At 64.1% G+C, this 17,695-nt stretch carries 18 protein-coding genes, 1 tRNA gene and 2 pseudogenes; 13 read left to right on the forward strand and 8 right to left on the reverse strand.

What is annotated here, in order from left to right; translation table 11 throughout:
* Positions 1-7: 7 nt before the first annotated feature.
* The 3 genes from BcanWU425_RS05415 to BcanWU425_RS05425 all read left to right on the forward strand — a co-directional run bounded on the left by BcanWU425_RS05415 (position 8) and on the right by BcanWU425_RS05425 (position 3,626).
* Positions 8-880, forward strand: coding sequence for a GNAT family N-acetyltransferase (locus tag BcanWU425_RS05415; protein WP_204512489.1), 873 nt, complete (start codon positions 8-10; stop codon positions 878-880).
* Between the two features lie 26 nt (positions 881-906).
* Entirely contained in the window at positions 907-2,085 is a 1,179-nt protein-coding gene (locus BcanWU425_RS05420; RefSeq protein ID WP_409363706.1) for an alanine racemase, read from the forward strand.
* 83 nt (positions 2,086-2,168) lie between these two features.
* Positions 2,169-3,626 (forward strand): aldehyde dehydrogenase family protein, encoded by a 1,458-nt coding sequence (locus BcanWU425_RS05425; RefSeq protein ID WP_204512488.1) that lies wholly within the window; start codon positions 2,169-2,171, stop codon positions 3,624-3,626.
* A gap of 146 nt (positions 3,627-3,772) precedes the next feature.
* Here the strand turns inward: BcanWU425_RS05425 and BcanWU425_RS05430 are convergent, their stop codons facing one another.
* A complete protein-coding gene (locus BcanWU425_RS05430) occupies positions 3,773-4,744 on the reverse strand; it encodes a LysR family transcriptional regulator (protein ID WP_231190213.1) in 972 nt (323 codons plus the stop codon).
* On the opposite strand from BcanWU425_RS05430, the pseudogene BcanWU425_RS05435 reads away from it, so the two are divergent.
* The 5 genes and pseudogenes from BcanWU425_RS05435 to BcanWU425_RS05460 all read left to right on the forward strand — a co-directional run.
* Positions 4,720-5,658: pseudogene (locus BcanWU425_RS05435) on the forward strand (four-carbon acid sugar kinase family protein); the annotation flags it as partial. The gene BcanWU425_RS05430 and the pseudogene BcanWU425_RS05435 overlap by 25 nt on opposite strands.
* A 126-nt stretch (positions 5,659-5,784) precedes the next feature.
* Positions 5,785-6,789 (forward strand): 4-hydroxythreonine-4-phosphate dehydrogenase PdxA, encoded by a 1,005-nt coding sequence (pdxA, locus tag BcanWU425_RS05440; protein ID WP_204512487.1) that lies wholly within the window; start codon positions 5,785-5,787, stop codon positions 6,787-6,789.
* Complete coding sequence (locus tag BcanWU425_RS37530) at positions 6,789-7,823, forward strand: cupin domain-containing protein (RefSeq protein ID WP_085350769.1); 1,035 nt, start codon at positions 6,789-6,791, stop codon at positions 7,821-7,823. The genes pdxA and BcanWU425_RS37530 overlap by 1 nt, the downstream gene beginning before the upstream one ends.
* A pseudogene (locus BcanWU425_RS05455) lies at positions 7,792-8,136 on the forward strand (cupin domain-containing protein); the annotation flags it as partial. The gene BcanWU425_RS37530 and the pseudogene BcanWU425_RS05455, both read left to right, overlap by 32 nt.
* A 345-nt stretch (positions 8,137-8,481) precedes the next feature.
* The gene (locus BcanWU425_RS05460; RefSeq protein ID WP_204512486.1) at positions 8,482-9,804 is read left to right on the forward strand and encodes an NAD(P)/FAD-dependent oxidoreductase; all 1,323 of its coding nucleotides are present in this window, start codon (positions 8,482-8,484) and stop codon (positions 9,802-9,804) included.
* Positions 9,805-9,905: 101 nt separating this feature from the next.
* Here the strand turns inward: BcanWU425_RS05460 and BcanWU425_RS05465 are convergent.
* Positions 9,906-9,990: transfer RNA gene (locus tag BcanWU425_RS05465), tRNA-Leu, on the reverse strand.
* A 154-nt stretch (positions 9,991-10,144) separates the two neighbouring features.
* On the opposite strand from BcanWU425_RS05465, the gene BcanWU425_RS05470 reads away from it, so the two are divergent.
* Positions 10,145-10,684: a disulfide bond formation protein B gene (locus tag BcanWU425_RS05470; protein WP_231190216.1), complete on the forward strand. Its 540-nt coding sequence runs from the start codon at positions 10,145-10,147 to the stop codon at positions 10,682-10,684.
* A 3-nt stretch (positions 10,685-10,687) separates the two neighbouring features.
* On the opposite strand, the gene BcanWU425_RS05475 is transcribed toward BcanWU425_RS05470, so the two are convergent.
* Positions 10,688-11,773, reverse strand: coding sequence for an AbrB family transcriptional regulator (locus tag BcanWU425_RS05475; protein ID WP_085350767.1), 1,086 nt, complete (start codon positions 11,771-11,773; stop codon positions 10,688-10,690).
* A 98-nt stretch (positions 11,774-11,871) separates the two neighbouring features.
* Positions 11,872-12,156: a PsiF family protein gene (locus BcanWU425_RS05480; protein WP_018453210.1), complete on the reverse strand. Its 285-nt coding sequence runs from the start codon at positions 12,154-12,156 to the stop codon at positions 11,872-11,874.
* A gap of 202 nt (positions 12,157-12,358) precedes the next feature.
* On the opposite strand from BcanWU425_RS05480, the gene BcanWU425_RS05485 reads away from it, so the two are divergent.
* Positions 12,359-12,850, forward strand: a complete 492-nt coding sequence (locus tag BcanWU425_RS05485) for a hypothetical protein (protein WP_085361101.1) — start codon at positions 12,359-12,361, stop codon at positions 12,848-12,850.
* 47 nt (positions 12,851-12,897) lie between these two features.
* Here the strand turns inward: BcanWU425_RS05485 and BcanWU425_RS05490 are convergent, their stop codons facing one another.
* The gene (locus BcanWU425_RS05490) at positions 12,898-13,446 is read right to left on the reverse strand and encodes a TetR/AcrR family transcriptional regulator (protein WP_085350765.1); all 549 of its coding nucleotides are present in this window, start codon (positions 13,444-13,446) and stop codon (positions 12,898-12,900) included.
* A gap of 109 nt (positions 13,447-13,555) precedes the next feature.
* Between BcanWU425_RS05490 and BcanWU425_RS05495 the strand changes: the two genes are divergently transcribed.
* The 3 genes from BcanWU425_RS05495 to BcanWU425_RS05505 all read left to right on the forward strand — a co-directional run bounded on the left by BcanWU425_RS05495 (position 13,556) and on the right by BcanWU425_RS05505 (position 15,222).
* Positions 13,556-13,984 carry an acyl-CoA thioesterase gene (locus tag BcanWU425_RS05495; RefSeq protein ID WP_018453213.1) on the forward strand — a complete coding sequence of 143 codons (429 nt, stop codon included), beginning with the start codon at positions 13,556-13,558 and terminating at the stop codon, positions 13,982-13,984.
* Between the two features lie 3 nt (positions 13,985-13,987).
* Positions 13,988-14,464, forward strand: coding sequence for a PaaI family thioesterase (locus tag BcanWU425_RS05500; RefSeq protein WP_204512485.1), 477 nt, complete (start codon positions 13,988-13,990; stop codon positions 14,462-14,464).
* Positions 14,465-14,562: 98 nt separating this feature from the next.
* The gene (locus BcanWU425_RS05505) at positions 14,563-15,222 is read left to right on the forward strand and encodes a DsbA family protein (RefSeq protein ID WP_026232486.1); all 660 of its coding nucleotides are present in this window, start codon (positions 14,563-14,565) and stop codon (positions 15,220-15,222) included.
* A gap of 77 nt (positions 15,223-15,299) precedes the next feature.
* On the opposite strand, the gene BcanWU425_RS05510 is transcribed toward BcanWU425_RS05505, so the two are convergent.
* The 3 genes from BcanWU425_RS05510 to BcanWU425_RS05520 all read right to left on the reverse strand — a co-directional run bounded on the left by BcanWU425_RS05510 (position 15,300) and on the right by BcanWU425_RS05520 (position 17,659).
* Complete coding sequence (locus tag BcanWU425_RS05510; protein WP_018453216.1) at positions 15,300-15,506, reverse strand: hypothetical protein; 207 nt, start codon at positions 15,504-15,506, stop codon at positions 15,300-15,302.
* A gap of 82 nt (positions 15,507-15,588) precedes the next feature.
* Entirely contained in the window at positions 15,589-16,659 is a 1,071-nt protein-coding gene (locus tag BcanWU425_RS05515; protein WP_085361096.1) for a phospholipase, read from the reverse strand.
* A 28-nt stretch (positions 16,660-16,687) separates the two neighbouring features.
* A complete protein-coding gene (locus BcanWU425_RS05520; protein ID WP_018453218.1) occupies positions 16,688-17,659 on the reverse strand; it encodes a S1C family serine protease in 972 nt (323 codons plus the stop codon).
* Between the last annotated feature and the right edge of the window lie 36 nt (positions 17,660-17,695).

The following is a 17,695-nucleotide window of genomic DNA, read 5'->3' on the forward strand; positions in this document are numbered from 1 at the left end:
ACGCATCATGGCAACCGAAGCTACCCAAGCCGGAGAACGCGAGATTGAAGACGTGGCCCTGATCGCTTTCGCGAGAGCGCATCTGAAAGGTGCCTTGAAGCTCTCGCAGGAGATGTCTTGGCCGTATCTGCTCAAGGATTGGGAATTTGCGCTGCAGCTTGGCCGCGGTTTCGTGGTGACGAGTGCGGGTGCTGTGGTGGGGACCGCGCTGTGGTGGCCTTACGGCGACACCCATGCTTCCGCCGGAATGGTCATCGTCTCGAAAGCCGTTCAGGGACGGGGGTACGGGGCCCGGCTGATGGACGCGCTGCTCGCGGCGGCACGACCACGAATCGTCACGCTGAATTCGACCGCCGAAGGCCTTGCGCTTTACGCACGCCGCGGCTTCGCCAGCATCGGCATGCTGCACCAGCATCATGGCGTTCCTGGCCAGGGCCGCGACATGCCGCCGGTCGGAAACGTCAGAGCGATGGTTCCGTCCGACTTCGAGGCCATAGTCGGTCTCGATCACGAGGCCACCGGCTGGATGAGGCGCGAGATGCTGAACCGGCTGATCGAGGTCGGTTGCGGCTATGTCCTGCTGCGTGACGGCATACCCCGCGGCTACGCCATTTCCCGTCTCTTCGGCCGCGGGCATGTCATCGGCCCTGTGATCGCCGAAAGCCCGACCGATGCGCGCGCATTGATCGGGGCCGCGCTCGCGCCCCTCGGGAGTGTTTTCGTCCGGATCGACACCTCGGCCTCCTCGCAACTCGGTGACTGGCTTGGAAACATCGGCCTGCAGAAGGTCAGCGACGCCACCACCATGGTCTTGGGGACGCAGATGCCATGGACCGGGCCGGCGCGCACGTTCGCGGTCGCCAACCAGTCGTTCGGCTAGGAGACCTTGAGATGCAACGCCCCGATATGCGCCGGACGGATAGCCAGAACGCCGCGCCACGCGAGATAACCGCGACGGTCGGCGCACTGGCGACGCCGGCCCTCCTGCTCGACAAAGACCGGCTGGATCGCAATCTCGCCCGTCTGTCCTCTCGTATGGCCGCGGCTGGCGTCGTGCTGCGCCCCCATATGAAAACCGCGAAATCCATCGAGGTTGCCCGGCGCGCCTATCCCTCCGGGCCGGGGCCGATCACGGTCTCCACCTTGGCGGAGGCTGAGTACTTCGCGCAGTACGGTTTCCGGGACGTGACATATGCCGTCGGCGTGGCACCGCACACCGCTGAAAGGGCGATGCGTCTCCGCAAAGCCGGCGTTGACCTTAAGGTGCTGCTCGATTCGCCTGAACAGGCGGCGATGTTGGGCACGGCAGCGCGTGCCGCCGGCGTGACGCCCTCCGCCTTCATCGAGATCGACTGCGACGGCCATCGCGGCGGGCTGACCGCCACCGATCCCAAGCTCATCGCCGTCGCGGCGGCCCTGGCCGAGGCCGGCGTCACGCTCGCCGGCATTCTCACCCATGCCGGCGAATCCTACAGCCTTTGCTCGTCCGATGCCCTCGTCGCGGCCGCAGAGAACGAAAGGGCCGTGGCCGTGGCGGCCGCGGAGACATTGCGGGCGGCGGGGCATGAATGCCCGGTCGTAAGTGTCGGTTCGACGCCGACCGCCCATTTCGCCGAAGGCCTGACCGGCGTCACGGAGATGCGGGCCGGCGTCTACATGTTCTTCGATCTGGTGATGCACGGCGTCGGTGTCTGCACGACCGACGACATCGCGATCTCGGTTCTCGCCACCGTCATCGGCACGAAGCCGGAGAAGGGATGGATTTTGGTCGATGCGGGCTGGATGGCACTGTCACGTGATCGCGGTACCGTGGCGCAGCGGGTCGACCAAGGTTACGGTCTCGTCTGCGATCTGTCCGGCCAACTCTATCCGAATCTGATCGTCGCGCAGGCGAGCCAGGAGCACGGCATCCTCGCCATAAGGTCCAGATCGGCTGCAGCCCTCCCGCATATCCCGATCGGCGCGAAGGTCAGGATTCTGCCCAATCATGCCTGCGCGACGGCGTCACAGCACGAACTTTACAATGTCATCTCGGCGGGAAGTGACGCAATCGAAGCTCAGTGGCCGCGGATGCGCGGCTGGTAGATCTGAAACAGAATCGGGCGGCGATTTGCGCATGCCCAGCTTCCGCTGGTCGGCGCCTATTACCGGATCAAGGATCGCTTCCAATGACCTCGGCCGTTCGATACCTGACGGAAGCCGGCTTCCTCGGCAAATTTTACATCGACGGAGAATGGCGGAAGCCGACCGGGTTGGCGACGGCGATCGTCGTCAATCCGGCGATCGAGCAGCCGGTCGCAGAAATCGCGCTCGGCGATGATGAGGATGTAGACTGCGCGGTCGCAGCCGCGAGAAAAGCCTTTACCGGCTGGTCCCGTAAGCCGGCTGCCGAGCGGGCGGCGCTGCTCGACCGGGTTCACGGTTTGCTTCTCGATAGGCTGGAGCTGTTTGCGCAGGCCATCACGTGCGAGATGGGGGCCGCCATCACTTACGCGCGCCGCGCCCAGGTGCCGCTCGCTGCCGAACATATCCGCGTCGCGCGTGACAATCTCGCGACCTATCCGTTCATCGCCGCGCGCGGCAGCACCGCGATTATGCGCGAGGCAATCGGCGTCTGTGGTCTCATCACCCCCTGGAATTGGCCCCTCTACCAGATTACGGCCAAGGTCGCTCCGGCGCTGGCAGCTGGCTGCACGGTGGTGTTGAAGCCGAGCGAACTTTCGCCGCTGAGTGCCCTGTTGTTCGCCAAGGTGATGGACGATGCCGACTGTCCGCCCGGCGTCTTCAACCTCGTCAACGGGGCAGGTCCAGTCGTGGGGACCGGTCTGGCGTCGCATCCGCAAGTCGACATGATCTCGATCACCGGCTCGACGCGGGCAGGCGTTCTCGTCGCGCAAGCAGCGGCGCCCACCGTCAAGCGCGTCGCACAGGAGCTCGGCGGCAAGTCACCGAACATCATCTTGCCGGATGCGGATTTGAGCCGGGCTGTTCCGCTCGGTGTCGCCGCCGCCTTCCGCAATCTCGGCCAATCCTGCAGCGCACCGACGCGTATGCTTGTGTCCCGCTCACAGATGGCAAAGGTCGAGATCCTGGCGGCGGCGGCCGCTTCTGAATTGGTGGTCGGCGATCCGCTTGCGGAAAGCACGACCCATGGTCCGATCGCCAACCCGCCGCAGTTCGAGCGTATCCAGGCCATGATCGGCATCGGCCTGGAGGAAGGCGCCAAGCTTGTCATTGGCGGGCCGGGGCGGCCCAACGACCTTCAGGTCGGCCTCTATGCGCGGCCGACCATCTTCTCGAACGTCAATCGCGACATGAGAATTGCGCAGGAGGAGATATTCGGCCCGGTGCTGTCGATCATTCCCTACGATAAGGTCGACGGGGCGGTCGAGATCGCCAACGATACCGTCTACGGCCTCGGCGCGCATGTGCAGGGCACGGATATTGAAACGATGCAGGCGGTCGCCGGGCAGATCCGGTCTGGTCAAGTTCATCTCAACTATCCCGACTGGGACCCGAACGCACCTTTTGGCGGATACAAGCGTTCCGGAAACGGCAGGGAATACGGCCGCGAGGGCATGGAAGAATATCTCGAGACCAAGGCCGTTCTCGGATTCTATCGATGAAATTCATCTCGGAAAGCGAATCGGCTTCCGCTGACGCGAAAGTGTTTCCGGCGGTGATCGCACACGCGTCGGATCGCAGAACACCTTCTCAAGTCGGGTTCAACGCCTGATAGCGCCGAGCCCTTGAGGAGCGCGAAGTTGAATCATTAGATCAGATTGCACTGTTCCTGCAGCCATGAAGCAAGATAGTTCGCTTTCCCAGACAGTTCAGTTTCTCCCGCCCAGATGAGGCCATAGTGGCTTTCGTCCGGATCGAAACCGGCAGGTGCGATGAGCCGCCCTCTATCTACGTCGTCCGTTGCAAGGACCCGCGGGCTGAGGGCAACGCCCAATCCCGCCAATGCTGCTTCGACGATGAGGAAGTGGTGATCGTAGAAGCGTATCTCCGCGGGGCGCCGCACCGACGGGTGGGTGGAAAGCCATCGCGACCAAGCGTCCGCCCGAGTCTTCGAACCTAGGGCGATGTAGTTTCCTGAGGCAAACACCGCTGCGAGCTGAGGGCTCATGACCGGTCCTACCCTTTCAGGAAAAAGGCGCCGGACGTGCCACGCCTCTGGGAGCGCAAAGTCGAGCCGACGTATAGCCATATCGATCCGATCGCGGCGAAACTCGACGGGGCCGCCGGCGACTGACAGATGTAGAGCGATGTCGGGATGGACGGCCTGAAAGCTTGCAAGCCGTGGAATAAGCCAGCGCATAGCGACTGAAGGCTCGCATGAGAGAACGAGGGAGTTCTGCTGTGCGTTGGCAGCACGCAAGCTCTCAACGGTTGTCGCCAGCTCGGTGAAGAAACGGCCGAGTGTGAGGTTGAGCACTTCTCCAGAGGCAGTGAGACTCAAGCCACGTCCGCATTTTTCGAAGAGATTGAAGCCAAGGTCTTCCGACAGTTTGGTGATACGGCGACTCACAGCCCCATGGGTCAAGGCAAGGCTGTTCGCGGCAAGCCGAACCGACCCCAGCCGCGCAGCGGTCTCGAACGCACGCAAGTCGTCCAATGAAGGTATTTCTGATCGCCTCATTGGTGATCTCATATCACCAATGTAGCGCAAAAAATATCGCTTTTTATGTTGAATTTGCTTAGCATAATTGATCCATGCGAACCAATGGCGAATACACAATCGGTATCCTAGCCGACGACCTGACCAGCGCCGCCGATGGGGCCGGTCCGTTTGTCGAGCGCGGTTTGCAAGCCGTTGTCGGCCGGTGCCGGCTGCCGCACCAGGAGGCCACGATTGTCGCCGTTGATAGCGGATCTAGATCAGTGCCGGCTTCGCAAGCGGCGCGGCGGCAGTCAGAACTTGCCCAGCAGCTCGCTTCGCGGGTTGTCCTCTACAAGACCGTCGACTCGACTCTTCGCGGGCATGTGACGGCCGAGATGGAAGCGGCCTTCACCGTAAGCGGCCGCAAGATGCTGGTCTTTGCACCTGCGTTCCCTGGCGCTGGGCGTACAACCGTCGACGGCGTTCAGCTTGTGGACGGCATTCCTGTAACGGAGACCGAATACGGTCGCGACCCCGTCCATCCGGCGCGACATTCTCGGCTGGCTGAGGTCGTTCCGGCCTCCATCGGAAGGGTCGTCATCCTTGATGCTGCGACACAGGCCGATCTCGACAAACAAGTTGCGGCCCTGCCGGATCCGGAGTCGATCCTATGGGTGGGCTCTCCGGGCATGGCCCTTGCCCTGGCGAAGCGTCTTGCGCCGCTTGCGGTTGCGTCGGACGTGACCGCCGCGGTTAGTGGCGACATTCTTGTTGCGATCGGCAGCGCCAATCCGCGCAGCCATCGTCAGGCCGGCTGCATCGCAATGGAGCCTGGAATCGCTCTGCTGCAGGCTCCGATCGAACGGATGAATGATCCCGGATCCGTCCTGCGCGACATTGCTCAAAATGCGGCTCGACGGGTGGCCGACAAGCGTTTCGATATGGTGATCGCCACAGGCGGGGACACCATGGAGGCGATCCTGGATGGCCTGGACATTTGTGAGTTCGAGATCCTGCAAGAGCTGGAGCCAGGCTTTCCGCTTGGCCGCACGTCCCTCGGAGATGGACGAGAGCTGCTGATCGCCATGAAGGCAGGCGGCTTTGGGCGACGACGATACGCTGCGTCGTGCGATCACGCAGCTCCGCCTTGGCACCTCGGTATTAGAACTGGTTGTATCATGACCCAATCCGCTCCCCTCGCCATCACAATGGGCGATGCCTCCGGCATCGGCCCGGAGATCGTGGCGAAGACATTGGCCAAGGCCGGCGAAGGCACGGTTGTATTCGGCAGCTACGCCGTGATGGAGAATATCGTCCATCGTTTGGGTCTCGAGCTGACGGTCAGGCGTATCGCCGGACCTGAAGAGGCGCGCTCTGAGCCGCGGTCCATCGAAGTTGTCGAGGCGACGCAAATCATCGCGCCGCCTCCGCTCGGGAGCGTCAGCGCCATGTCCGGCCAAGCTTCCTTCGATGCCGTCGTCGCCGCCGTCGCGGCAGCCAAGGCCGGCAAGGTCAGCGGCATCGTCACCGCACCGATCAACAAGGAAGCGATGGCAAGCGCGGGCATTCGCTATCCCGGGCACACCGAAATCCTCGCCGACTATGGTGGTGCGGAGCGCGTTGCGATGATGCTGGCCAACGATGATATCCGCACGGTTCTCGTCACCATCCACATGTCGCTGCGCAAAGCCATCGACCAAGCGGATTTCGATGCCCAGATGTCGGCGATCCGGCTCGCAAATGAGGGCGGCAAGGCCCTCGGGATCGCGGCGCCGCGCATTGCAGTGGCAGGGCTCAACCCCCATGCCGGCGAAGGTGGTCTCTTCGGCGACGAAGAAATCCAGATCATCCGGCCTGCGATCGAAGCGGCCCGCGCCGAGGGCATCGACGCCAGTGGCCCCTGGCCCGGGGACACTGTCTACATGCAGGCCCGCAAGGGCCGCTTCGATGTGGTCGTGGCCCAATATCACGATCAGGGCCTGATTCCGGTGAAATATCTCGGCCTCGAAAAGGGTGTGAACATCACGCTCGGCCTGCCGTTCGTCCGTACAAGCCCTGATCACGGCACGGCATTCGACATTGCGGGCCGAGGCATCGCCGACACCGGCAGTCTCGAGACCGCGCTGGCTTACGCGCGAAGGCTCGTCGCCGCGCAAATTAAGACCAAAGAAGGGGTAGTCTAATGGGCCTTCGCTTTATCTTCATGCTCACGCGCAACGATCGCACCGTCGGGGACGCCTCTGAACAACTCAAGACCGCCCTGAGGCTTGGCGTTCGCCACATCGGTTTCAAGGACATCGGCCTGCCGATTGATCGACTCAAAGTTCTCAACCGGGTCATCAAGGCAGACGGCGCCACCTCCTATCTCGAAGTCGTCTCACTCGACCGGCAAAGTGAGATCGTTTCGGCGAAAGCGGCGGTTGAAATCGGCGTCGACGTCTTGCTCGGCGGCACACATGTTGACGACGTGTTGCCGATCCTTGCTGGCACCGGCATTCAATACTGCCCCTTCCCGGGTCGCATCACCGGTCATCCGAGCGTGCTCGAAGGGAGCATCGAGGAGATCGTTGAGAGCGCCCAGGCGCTCGCCGTGCGGGAGGGCGTGTATGGCCTCGACCTGCTCGCCTATCGCTCCAAGGAAGACGTCCCGGCCCTCATCAAGGCGGTGTGCGCGGCGGTGCCCAAGCCCGTCTATGTGGCCGGCTCGATTGATACGCCTGAGCGGATCGCCATCCTGAAGGACGCAGGAGCCGCCGGCTTCACTATCGGCACGGCCGCGTTGGACGGCAAGTATCCGGCCGACGACAAGGACGTCGCTCGCCAGCTTGGGGCCATCATCCGTGACGTGGCCGCTCTGAACCGGCATCTCTCGCCGCTCCACAAGAAGAACCTGGCCAGCTCGTTCGGGCAGCTCAAGGAGACTTGGTCTCCGAAGATCGCGGGTCAGATTAACGACATGCAGATCAAGCTCGCCAAGTTCGCGGGCGAGTTCGCCTGGCGCTTTCACAGGAGCGGTGACGAACTCTTCCTGGTGCACAAAGGCCGCCTGCTGATGAAGTTTCGTGATCGGGACGAGATCATCGAGCAAGGCGAGTTCATCGTGGTCCCGCATGGGGTAGAGCATTGCCCTGTCGCGCTGGACGACGTCTGCGAGGTCGTGCTGCTCGAACCCGGCACATCCATGGATGCCGGCACCGCTCACGACCTCGAAGGCTAGACCGTCTGCCTGCGATCGGAGCAAACGCTTGACGCCGTCGACCGGCCTTCGCCGGTCCGGCCTCGATGACCTCAGGACCTGGGAGCAGGACTCCTCCCGCGCCGACTCGGTGAAGACCGGAGTCTGGGAAGCCACGCCTGGCGAGAACCGCTCGATCAAGGGCGAGACCTTTGAGTACTGCCACATCCTTTCCGGCGTGGTGGAGCTGACCGAGGAAGGCAAGGAGCCTCGCATTTTCCGCGCCGGCGACAGCTTTGTGATGAAACCCGGCTATGTCGGCGTATGGAAGACGATCGAGACAGTGCGGAAGATGACTTCGGGCGCCGAAATGGGCTTTGCCGCCGCGCTGGTGCCTTCTCGACGCTCGTGGTTCAGGACATCACTCGTCCCGGTGTCGCCGAGCCAATCGCGACGGTCTGGGTCCATTTTTCTGGGGCATCGAAAAGCGGTCCAGTCTCCGTGGACAAGCAGGTCGCGCCGCCGTTGCGCCGAACTGGGACGATCGCGCTTGAGCAGCTCGTATCGCTCAAGCGCTCAAAAACCCGAACATCTTGCGAAGTCCTAGATGATTTCAGCACATTCTATCGGGCGCCTGATGCGATGAAGGGTTGATCGGAATTTTGCTTCCGCGTTCTTGGCAGCCGAGGTTCGTTGGAACATGTCGCCCCATGTCGAGCGCATTCACAGCGATGAGCGTCTCCCGGCCGAGGCCGATGTCGTCATAGTCGGCGGCGGTATCCTCGGCGCTACGGCCGCCTATTACCTGGCGAAGCGCGGCCTCTCTGTGGCGCTCCTCGAGAAGGGTCACGTCGCCTGTGAACAATCGAGCCGAAACTGGGGTTGGTGCCGGCAGCAGAACCGCGATCGCCGCGAACTGCCACTCTCGTTGATCTCTATGCGGCTGTGGGACGAGCTCACGCGCGATATCAATCGGGACCTCGGATTTCGGCGCTGCGGACTCGTCTATGCGACCCACGACGAGGCTGTGCTCGCCGGCTGGGAAAGGTGGCGCGAGGTCGCCAGGGAGTACGACGTCGACACCCGCGTGCTGAGCCGGGCGGAGGTGGCCGAGCGCGTCCCCGAAGCGCGCGACAAATGGGTCGGCGGGACCTATTCGGCTCGGGACGGCAAGGCCGAACCTGCGCTCGCCGCGCCGGCTATCGCCGAAGGGGCCAGAATTCTGGGCGCCACGATCCACCAGGGATGCGCCGCGCGGGCGCTCGACTTGGCCAATGGCAAGATTGCAGGCGTGCACACGGAGAAGGGCTATATCAGAACCAGCGCGGTGCTTTGCGCCGCCGGCGCCTGGTCCTCGCGCTTCCTTCGGCCGCTCGGGATCAGTTTTCCCCAAGCGAGCATCCGTCAGACCGCGCTGCGTTCCACCCCGACAATCAACATAGGCGAGGCGGTCTCCACACCCTACTGCACGATCACGCGTCGACTGGACGGCAGCTATACGCTTGCGATCAGCGGCAAGGCGAACCTCGAAATCACGCCCCAGGCTATCCGGTACAGCCGGGAATTCATGCCGCAGTTCTTGCGTCGCCTGAAGAACGTCAGGATTGGCGTCGGCCAATCGTTCGTTTCGGGGCCGGATTCAATGACGGCGCTGCTGACCAACGACGATCGGATCTTCGAACAGAATCGCGTGCTGGATCCTCCGCCCTTGAAATGGCTGGTGAGCCAAGTGGTGGCGAGTGTCCGGAAAACCTTCCCCCAACTCGGCGAAATAAAGCTCGGTAGCGCTTGGGGCGGCTTCGTCGATTGCACGCCGGATGCAGTGCCTGTCGTGTCGAAGGTGGACCGGGTGGAAGGCCTCGTCCTCGCAGCGGGCTGCTCGGGTCACGGCTTCGGTTTGGGCCCGGGCCTTGGCTATCTGGCCGCACAGCTTCTCGTCAACGACACTCCTTGCGTCGATCCCGCACCGTTCCGGCTGTCGCGTCTGACCGATGGCTCGAAGCTGGACATCTCGGCCATCTGAAGATCGAGCCGGAAGTCGGGCCTGACGCGTACCGAGCAACGCCAGGTTTGGAGTACTGCGGATGGTTGCGGACGATTTAGAACGGGCTTGAACAGCCTAGTTGGTGCCCCTGGCCGGAATCGAACCAGCACTCCTTGCGGAACTCGATTTTGAGTCGAGCGCGTCTACCAGTTCCGCCACAGGGGCCCTCGGTCGGCCCTAGGCGGGCGTCGCGAAGCCGGCGGACTATAGCCATGGACCAAGCGGGGTCAACCCGCGCCAAAGTGATCCGGGCCGTTCTCGACAGCCGCATGAGCCGGGGTTACAGCCTTGGAAAGCGACCCATCGAAAAGAGGCTGCCGTGACAACCCAGAGTGCCGCAATACCTGCGTTCAAACCGGCGGCCACGACCCCTGCGCTGGCCGCTTCGCTCGCGGTCGCGCTGACGGCAGCCGCGACCATCGCGGGCGCCTGGTTCTTCCAGCTGGTGCTCGGGATTGTGCCCTGTCAGCTCTGCCTGGAGCAGCGCTACGCCTATTACCTCGTGATCCCGCTCGGCCTGCTCATCGCACTCGCGGCGCGGGGCGGTGCGCCGAGACCGCTGCTGCTCGCGGGCCTGGCGATCCTTGCGCTCGCGAGCATCGCCAATGCCGGGCTCGGCACCTATCATTCCGGCGTCGAATGGGGCTTTTGGAAGGGACCGACCGACTGCTCCGGTCCCGTCGTCAATCTCGGCAGCGCCACCGACCTGCTGTCGCGGCTCGACACCGTGAAGGTGGTCCGCTGCGACGAGGTGCAGTGGCGCTTCCTCGGCCTCTCGCTTGCCGGCTACAACGTGCTGATCTCGCTCTTGATGGCTGCGATCGCCGCGTGGGGATTCGTTGCGACGGTGAAGCGCTGAGGCTCAATCATCCACATCGTCCTGCGTCCGGCCGAACAGGTGCACAATGCCCGGCGTCGCGATCGTCACGAAGACGAAGCGCGAGAGGTGATGTGCGCCGACGAAGATCGGATCGATGTGCAGCGTCAGGGCCAGCGCCAGCATGGCGTCCATCGCGCCCGGTGCGTAGGCGACCACGACGTCGGAGAATTTCACCTGCGTGGTGAGCGCCACGATGCCGACGAAGATCGCGGAAACGGCGATGGCGATGGCAAACGAGCCCAGTGCCGCGTTGATGTGGCCGGCGAGCGTCTTGATCCTCATCCGCGCGAAGCGGCTGCCGATCAGGGCGCCGATGCCGACCAGCGCCACGCCGCGTACCCAGTCCGGCAGGCCGCCCTCGACCCAACCGGCGCCATGCAGCACGCTTGAGCCGATCATCGCACCGAACATCCAGCTCGCCGGAAACCTGATCAGCCGCAGGAGGAGTGCCGCGGCCAGCGAGGCCGCGACCAGCTCGACGAGGTCGAGCGGCGAGGCGATCGTCGTCGTCAGCGATGGCGCGACGGAGGGCGCGACGCCGGCGAACGCCAGCACCATCGGCAGGGCCGCGGTGAGGATGATGACGCGCATGGTCTGCACCACCGCGATGCCCGGCAGGTCGGCGCCGCGCTCGACCGCCAAAATCGTGATCTGCGACAGCGCGCCGGGGCTGCCGGCGAGGAAGGCCGAGGTGCGGTCCCAGCCGTGAATGCGCTGGAGATAATAACTGGAGCCGAAGGTCGAGCAGAAGGTCGCGAGCGCGAGCAGCCCGATGGTGAGCGGATAGGCACTGACCTGTTGAAGCAGGTGGCGAGAGACGACTGATCCTAACGAAATGCCGAGCAGCACCAGCACCGTCTGGGTCAGGATCGGCGGCAGCGTCAGCTGGCGACCGGCGATCGCGGCGATCCCGACCGCGATCATGGAGCCCGAGATCAATCCCCCCGGAAGGCCCGCGAGCAGAAACACGAGGCCCCCGGCGGTGCCAATGACGAGCGTTTCCACCGTGCTCAACATCTTGGCACGGCTCGGCCATTCGAACGGCAGGGAGGCGGTGATTTGCTTCACACCACCTTATCGCAAATCAACAAGAGGCGCACAATTGCGGCCACGTCATACCGCAATGCGCGCGCCTCTCGCCGAAGCCGCGAGCAGGGGGGAAGGATTTACTTCTTCTCCGCAGCCGGCGCGGCCATGCCGGCCTTGGCGGTCTTGATGCATTCGGAGCGGAATTTCTTGCGCTCCTTGCCGTGCAGGCCCTTGGCGTCGGCCTGCTTGGAGCATTCGAGCGACTCGGCCGAGTGCTCCTTCGGTGCCTTCTTGTCCATGGGGGCGGCGGTTGTGGTTTTGGTGTCGGTCTTTGCTGCCGGCGCGGCGGTCTGCGCGAAGGCGGTGCCGGTGGCGAGCAGGGAGGCGAGAGCGACGACGGCGAGGCGAGATGTGAGGGTCATGGTGCTGCACTCTTCTTGCGGGAATTGCGAAGGGCGCGAAAGTCGGCCGGCGTTGCTGAACGCGACATGAATAATTGGAACGTGGAGGATCACTATATTTTGGCGGCAGCAGCCATCGCTTCCTTGTCGCGGGCGGGCGGCACGCTAGGATAGCAATCCTCGGTTCACTTCCCTCGGGGGAAGATCAAGGAGGAGACCAAGGATGACCATTCAATCAAAGTTGCTATGTGCAGTTGCGCTGTCGGGCTTTGCCGCGCTGGTGGCAAGTGCGCCGGCGCAGGCGCTGACCTCGCAGGAGTGCAGCGCGAAATACCAGGCCGCCAAGAAGGACGGGTCGCTCGGCACCACGAAGTGGAATGACTTCCGCAAGGCCCAGTGCGGCGCGGACGCGACGCCAGCGGCTGCGCCGACCGCGGCCGCTCCTGCTGCGCCCGCCGCTCCCGCCGAGCCGAAGCAGGCGAAGAAGGAGGCCGCCCCGGCTGCTGCCCCGACCCTGCCGGCCGGCCCCGCGATCTATCCGAACGCGGTCGATCCGAAATACGCCAAGGAGACCCCCGGCAAGGGGCGCCTGCACACCTGCGTCGACCAGTACAACGCCAACAAGGCCACCAACGGCAATGGCGGCATGAAGTGGATCGAGAAGGGCGGCGGCTATTACAGCGAATGCAACAAGAAGCTGAAGGGCGCCGCCTGACGCTTCCAGACGACGCAGAGGCCGGAGCCAAGCTCCGGCCTCTTGCTTTAATCCAGTAGCTTCTCGGCCGATTTCGCGACGAGCTGCGATCGCTTGCGCGGGCCGCGCTCGACGAACAGCAGGCTCTGGCCGAAGATGAAGCAGTAGAACAGGAAGGCCTGCGCTTCGGCTGCCTCGGTATCGAGGCCGGTCGCGCGATAGAGCTCGGTGACGTGCTTCAGCCGCGCCGCGTCTACGTTCGCCACCGCCGCGGCGGCGCCCTCGTCCGAGCGGGCCCATTGCCGGATCGCAAGCTCGATTGCCATCCCGTCGGGATTGAGCCGCTCGGAATAGAGCTGGATCACCGCCCGCAGCCGTTCGCGGGGCTCTTGGCCATCAAGGCTCGTCTGCTGCGCGATCGCCATTGAGCGCCCCTCGCGCCAGCGCTCCAGCATGGCACCGAGCAGCGCGGCACGGTCGGCGAAGCGGCGGTAGAAGCCGCCCTTGGTGACGCCCAGGTTCTTGGCGAGCACCTCGACCCGAACCCCCTCGACTCCCGATCGGGCGAGCTCGGTGAGCCCTGCCTCGACCCAGACATCGCCTTTGCCGTCACTCATGCAGGCAGCCTCGCCGATTCTTGATACGGTGCCGTATTGCTAACGCGGGAGGAGGTTGATACGCTACCGTATCGACAATCAAAGGCAGAAAAGGCCAGGGAGAATTGCGATGGAGCAGGAGGCGACCTATCGCGGCACGGTCTATCCATGGCAGTGCGATCACGTCGGCCATATGAACATCATGTGGTATGTCGGCAAATTCGACGAGGCCAACTGGAATCTGTTCGCCCGCCTCGGGCTGACGCCGAGCTATCTGCGCGGCTCCGGCCGCGGCATGGCCGCCGTGCAGCAGAACATCACCTATAAGCGCGAGCTGCGCGCCGGTGACATCGTCGAGATCCGCAGCCATCTGCTTGAGATCCGCGACAAATCGATCCGCTTCCGGCACGACATGACCAATGCCGAGACCGGCGAGATCGCCGCGTTCTGCGAGATCACGGGCGTGCACATGGACCGGAGCCAGCGCAAATCGGTGCCGTTCACGGATGCCATCCGCGAGGTGGCCTTGAGGCACCTCGCCGAGAAGGCGGAGGCCTGAGCCATGGCTGCATATGAGCCGAAGAACCCGGGCTATCGCGCGGCTGCCATCGCCATGTTCGACGGCCAGCCGGCGATGCACACGCTCGGTATCGTGATCGTCCGCCTTGCGCCGGGCGAGGCTGAATTAGCCATGCTGCATTCGCCGGCCCTCACACAGCAGAACGGCTTTGTCCACGCCGGCATCATTACCGCAGGCCTCGACAATGCCTGTGGTGTCGCCGCCTTCACCCTGATGCCTCGCGAGGCCGATATCCTCACCGTCGAGTTCAAGACTACGCTGCTCGCGCCGGCACGGGGCGAGCGTTTCGTCTTCAAGGCAGAGGTGGTCAAGCCCGGCCGCACGCTGACCTTTTGCGAGGCCAGGGCGTTTGCCGAGCACGAGGGCAAGGTCACGTTGATCGCCGCGATGACCGGCACGCTGATGGCAATGCTGCCCCGCGTTGCCGCTTCCCAAGCGCCGGCCCCGATACCGGCATAGCGTGGCGATGACATCGGCGCCGCGACACTCTATATGACCTGTAACAACTCCCAGTCTCGGACCGTATCCACGGAAATGGGACCGAAATGGAACGAGATATGGCTGGATTCAGGAATAAGAGCCTTGTGCCGACGCGGCGCGCGGCGCTGACGCTGATTGGAGCGGGCGCCCTTGTCGCCGGTGGGATCACCGCGGCGCGGGCGGCAACCGACGAAGACGAGGTGCTGACCGAAGCCAAGGTGCTGCGCGATCCCGACGTTCCCGTGGCCGGCAATCCCGACGGGAATATCAGCATCATCGAATGGTCCGACTATAACTGCCCCTATTGCCGCAAGCTCGAGCCCGAGTTGCGTCAGGTCATCCAGGACGACGGCAAGGTCCGGCTGGTGATGAAGGACTGGCCGATTCTCGGTCCGGTTTCGGTCACGGCCGCGCGGACCGCGCTGGCGGCGAAATTCCAGGACAAATACCACCAGGCCCATGACGCCATGATGGGCGTCAGCTCGCGCCTGACGGAGCCGCGCATCAACGAACTGCTCGCGGCGGCCGGCGTCGACATGGATCGGTTGAAGCGCGATCTCGCCGATCACGCCAAGGACATCGACGCCGTGCTCAAGCGCAACAACGAGCAGGCCGAAGCCTTCGGTTTCCGCGGCACGCCGTCCTTCATCGTCGGCAAATACCGCGTGCCCGGCGTGCTCAGCATGAACGAGTTCGAGCAGGTCATCGCCGACGCCCGCAAGGCCAAGATGAACTGAGCCGAGCGATATTCACCGCGCAATACGAAGGCGCCGCCGCGGACCCGCGACGGCGCCTCATTCATGATACCACATCGTTACTTGGAGGAGATGCGGACCCAGTCCTTGTGCGCGCGATCGCGCAGCGCGTCCCAATCGGCTTTGGCGACATCCCAGTTTACGATGGTGCGATTGGTCGTCGCGACCTCGCCATGAGCAACCGACGACGTCTGCATGGAGTCATAGACATACACGCCGCAGGCAAGCAGCAGCGCGCCCAAAATCATTCCAAGAAACATCCGCATGGCGAAACCTCCGATGACGGGCGATAACGTCGGCCCGGATCGATTGTTCCGCGGCAGTAGGGCGCAGGGAAGGAGAGGTTGTTCATTCTCCATTCAGCCACTGCACCAGCTCCGCGTTGATCTCGCGAGGATAGGTGTGGCTGAGGTCGTCGATCTCGCGATAGGTGACGTCGGCGCCGGCGGCGGCGAGGGCCGCCTGCGTCTGCCGCGCGGTCTGCACCGGAAACATCCAGTCGAGCTTGCCGTGCGCGATGAAGATCGGCAGGCGCTGCAGACGCGCAGCGTCAGCCATTTCGACCATCAGCGGATGGAAGGTCGCCGACACCGGCGCGAGATGCGTGAAGGGCGAGGCGCCGTCGAGGCCGGTGACGTAGCAGAAGGTGCCGCCGTCGCTCATGCCGGTGAGCAGCATGCGCGAGGCGTCGATGGTCCAGCGGCTGCGCACGGTTTCGAGAATGCGCATGAGGTTGGGCGTGTCGGAATCGTCACCCATCAGCGTCCAGGTTGGGCCGGTCGCGGTCGGCGCCACCAGGATCGCACCAAGACTGCGGGCATCGCGCAGCCAGCTCCACAGGAAACCGCGGCCGTTGCCGCTGCCGCCGTGCAATGCCATCACCAGCGGCATGGCGCGATCGGGCGTATAATATTCGGGCACGTAGACCGAAAAGCCACCGCGGCTGCCGGGCTCGTTGTGATCGTGGATGATGCCGGTGTGCGCGTCCGCGCCGGCTTCGAGCCGCGACAACAGGTCGGCATTCTCGCGATTCGCGGCGTTGAGGAAGAAACTGCTGACCGGCGGAAACCGCACGGCCAGCGGATAGAGTGCCTCCTGCGCGCGCGGCACATGACGTAGTGCGCGGAAGACCGCGACGAGGTCGCCATTGCCACGTTCGACCTCGCGCAGGCCGGCAAAGGCGGCGAGCGTCTCGTCGCAGGCACGATCGAGCCGCTCGCGCAGTCCGGTGAACTCCTCCGGCCATTCTCGGATTGCCGCGCGCGCCGTTTGCAACGCCTCGTCGGGAGCGCCAATCGCATTCATCACGGAGCCGAAGGCCGGCGGGTGCAGGTTGCGCTGAAAAAAGGCGAGCGCCTCCAGCGCATTGAGCAGCGGCGGCAGCACGGCCACGATATCGTCAACGACGGCCTCGCTCATCGTCGCTTCCTTGCGTCAGTTCTGATCGTCAGTGCAGCTTCGGCGCCTTCAAGAGCTTGTAGCGATCGGTCGAGGTCACCGTGACGTCGAAGGTGACGCCTTCATGATGTACCGTCAGCGGCACGTCGACGCCGGCAGCGCCGAGGCCCCACAGCTTCTTGTAGAAGCCGGTTTGGCTCGTGACCTTCTCGCCGTCGACCGCGAGGATGACGTCGCCGGTCTTGAGCTCGGCACGGGCGGCGGGACCATTGGCGGAGATCCCGATCACAACCACGCGGTTGTCGATCTCGGTCGAAAACAGTCCGAGCCACGGCCGTGCCGGCTTGTTGACGCGGCCGAATTTGCGCAGATCGTCCAGGATCGGTTTCAACAGGTCGATCGGCACGATCATGTTGACGTGCTCGGCCTTGGCCTCGCGCTCGCGTTCGAGCTGCAGTGAGCCGATGCCGATCAGCTCGCCGCGCTCGTTGAGGAGCGCCGTGCCGCCCCAATTCGGGTGCGCGGGATGGGTGAAGATGGCCTCGTCCAGCAGATATTCCCAGTAGCCGGCGAATTCCTGCTTGGCCACGATCTGGCTCGCGACCGAACGCGTGCGTCCGCCGGCGCCGCCGACCACGACGCGGTCGCCGAGCCGGGTCTCGGCCGAGATCCCGAGCGGCAAGGGGGCGACATCGAGCTGGCCGAGCGCCTGCACCAGGCCAAAGCCGGTGACGGCATCGAAGCCGAGCACATGTCCTTCCACCACGCGCCCGTCTCCGACATGCAGCCACACGGACTCTGCTTCGGTGATGAGGTAGCCGATGGTGAGTACCAGCCCGTCGTCGATCACGACGCCGTTGCCGGCGCGTTCGGTCCCCAGTGTCTCGGCGCTGAAGGCGTCCGGCGGGATGATGGCATGCAGGCCGACGACGGAGGCGAGCGCGCGGTCGAGATCGAAACCGTAATCGCTCGCACGCGGCTGATTGGCCGGTGGCACTCTCCATTCGGTCAGGGCGGGCATGGAGTTCTCCTGGCTGAGAGCATCGCTCCGCCGATT

The organism is Bradyrhizobium sp. WU425 (assembly GCF_021052305.1).
Lineage (GTDB): Bacteria > Pseudomonadota > Alphaproteobacteria > Rhizobiales > Xanthobacteraceae > Bradyrhizobium > Bradyrhizobium canariense_D.

Bases quoted from the DNA above. Each gene is read 5' to 3' on its own strand.
- BcanWU425_RS05415 (WP_204512489.1), top strand. From the start codon at position 8: ATGGCAACCGAAGCTACCCAAGCCGGAGAACGCGAGATTGAAGACGTG.
- BcanWU425_RS05420 (WP_409363706.1), top strand. From the start codon at position 907: ATGCGCCGGACGGATAGCCAGAACGCCGCGCCACGCGAGATAACCGCG.
- BcanWU425_RS05425 (WP_204512488.1), top strand. From the start codon at position 2,169: ATGACCTCGGCCGTTCGATACCTGACGGAAGCCGGCTTCCTCGGCAAA.
- pdxA (WP_204512487.1), top strand. From the start codon at position 5,785: ATGACCCAATCCGCTCCCCTCGCCATCACAATGGGCGATGCCTCCGGC.
- BcanWU425_RS37530 (WP_085350769.1), top strand. From the start codon at position 6,789: ATGGGCCTTCGCTTTATCTTCATGCTCACGCGCAACGATCGCACCGTC.
- BcanWU425_RS05460 (WP_204512486.1), top strand. From the start codon at position 8,482: ATGTCGCCCCATGTCGAGCGCATTCACAGCGATGAGCGTCTCCCGGCC.
- BcanWU425_RS05480 (WP_018453210.1), bottom strand. From the start codon at position 12,156: ATGACCCTCACATCTCGCCTCGCCGTCGTCGCTCTCGCCTCCCTGCTC.
- BcanWU425_RS05485 (WP_085361101.1), top strand. From the start codon at position 12,359: ATGACCATTCAATCAAAGTTGCTATGTGCAGTTGCGCTGTCGGGCTTT.
- BcanWU425_RS05490 (WP_085350765.1), bottom strand. From the start codon at position 13,446: ATGAGTGACGGCAAAGGCGATGTCTGGGTCGAGGCAGGGCTCACCGAG.
- BcanWU425_RS05495 (WP_018453213.1), top strand. From the start codon at position 13,556: ATGGAGCAGGAGGCGACCTATCGCGGCACGGTCTATCCATGGCAGTGC.
- BcanWU425_RS05500 (WP_204512485.1), top strand. From the start codon at position 13,988: ATGGCTGCATATGAGCCGAAGAACCCGGGCTATCGCGCGGCTGCCATC.
- BcanWU425_RS05505 (WP_026232486.1), top strand. From the start codon at position 14,563: ATGGCTGGATTCAGGAATAAGAGCCTTGTGCCGACGCGGCGCGCGGCG.
- BcanWU425_RS05510 (WP_018453216.1), bottom strand. From the start codon at position 15,506: ATGCGGATGTTTCTTGGAATGATTTTGGGCGCGCTGCTGCTTGCCTGC.
- BcanWU425_RS05515 (WP_085361096.1), bottom strand. From the start codon at position 16,659: ATGAGCGAGGCCGTCGTTGACGATATCGTGGCCGTGCTGCCGCCGCTG.
- BcanWU425_RS05520 (WP_018453218.1), bottom strand. From the start codon at position 17,659: ATGCCCGCCCTGACCGAATGGAGAGTGCCACCGGCCAATCAGCCGCGT.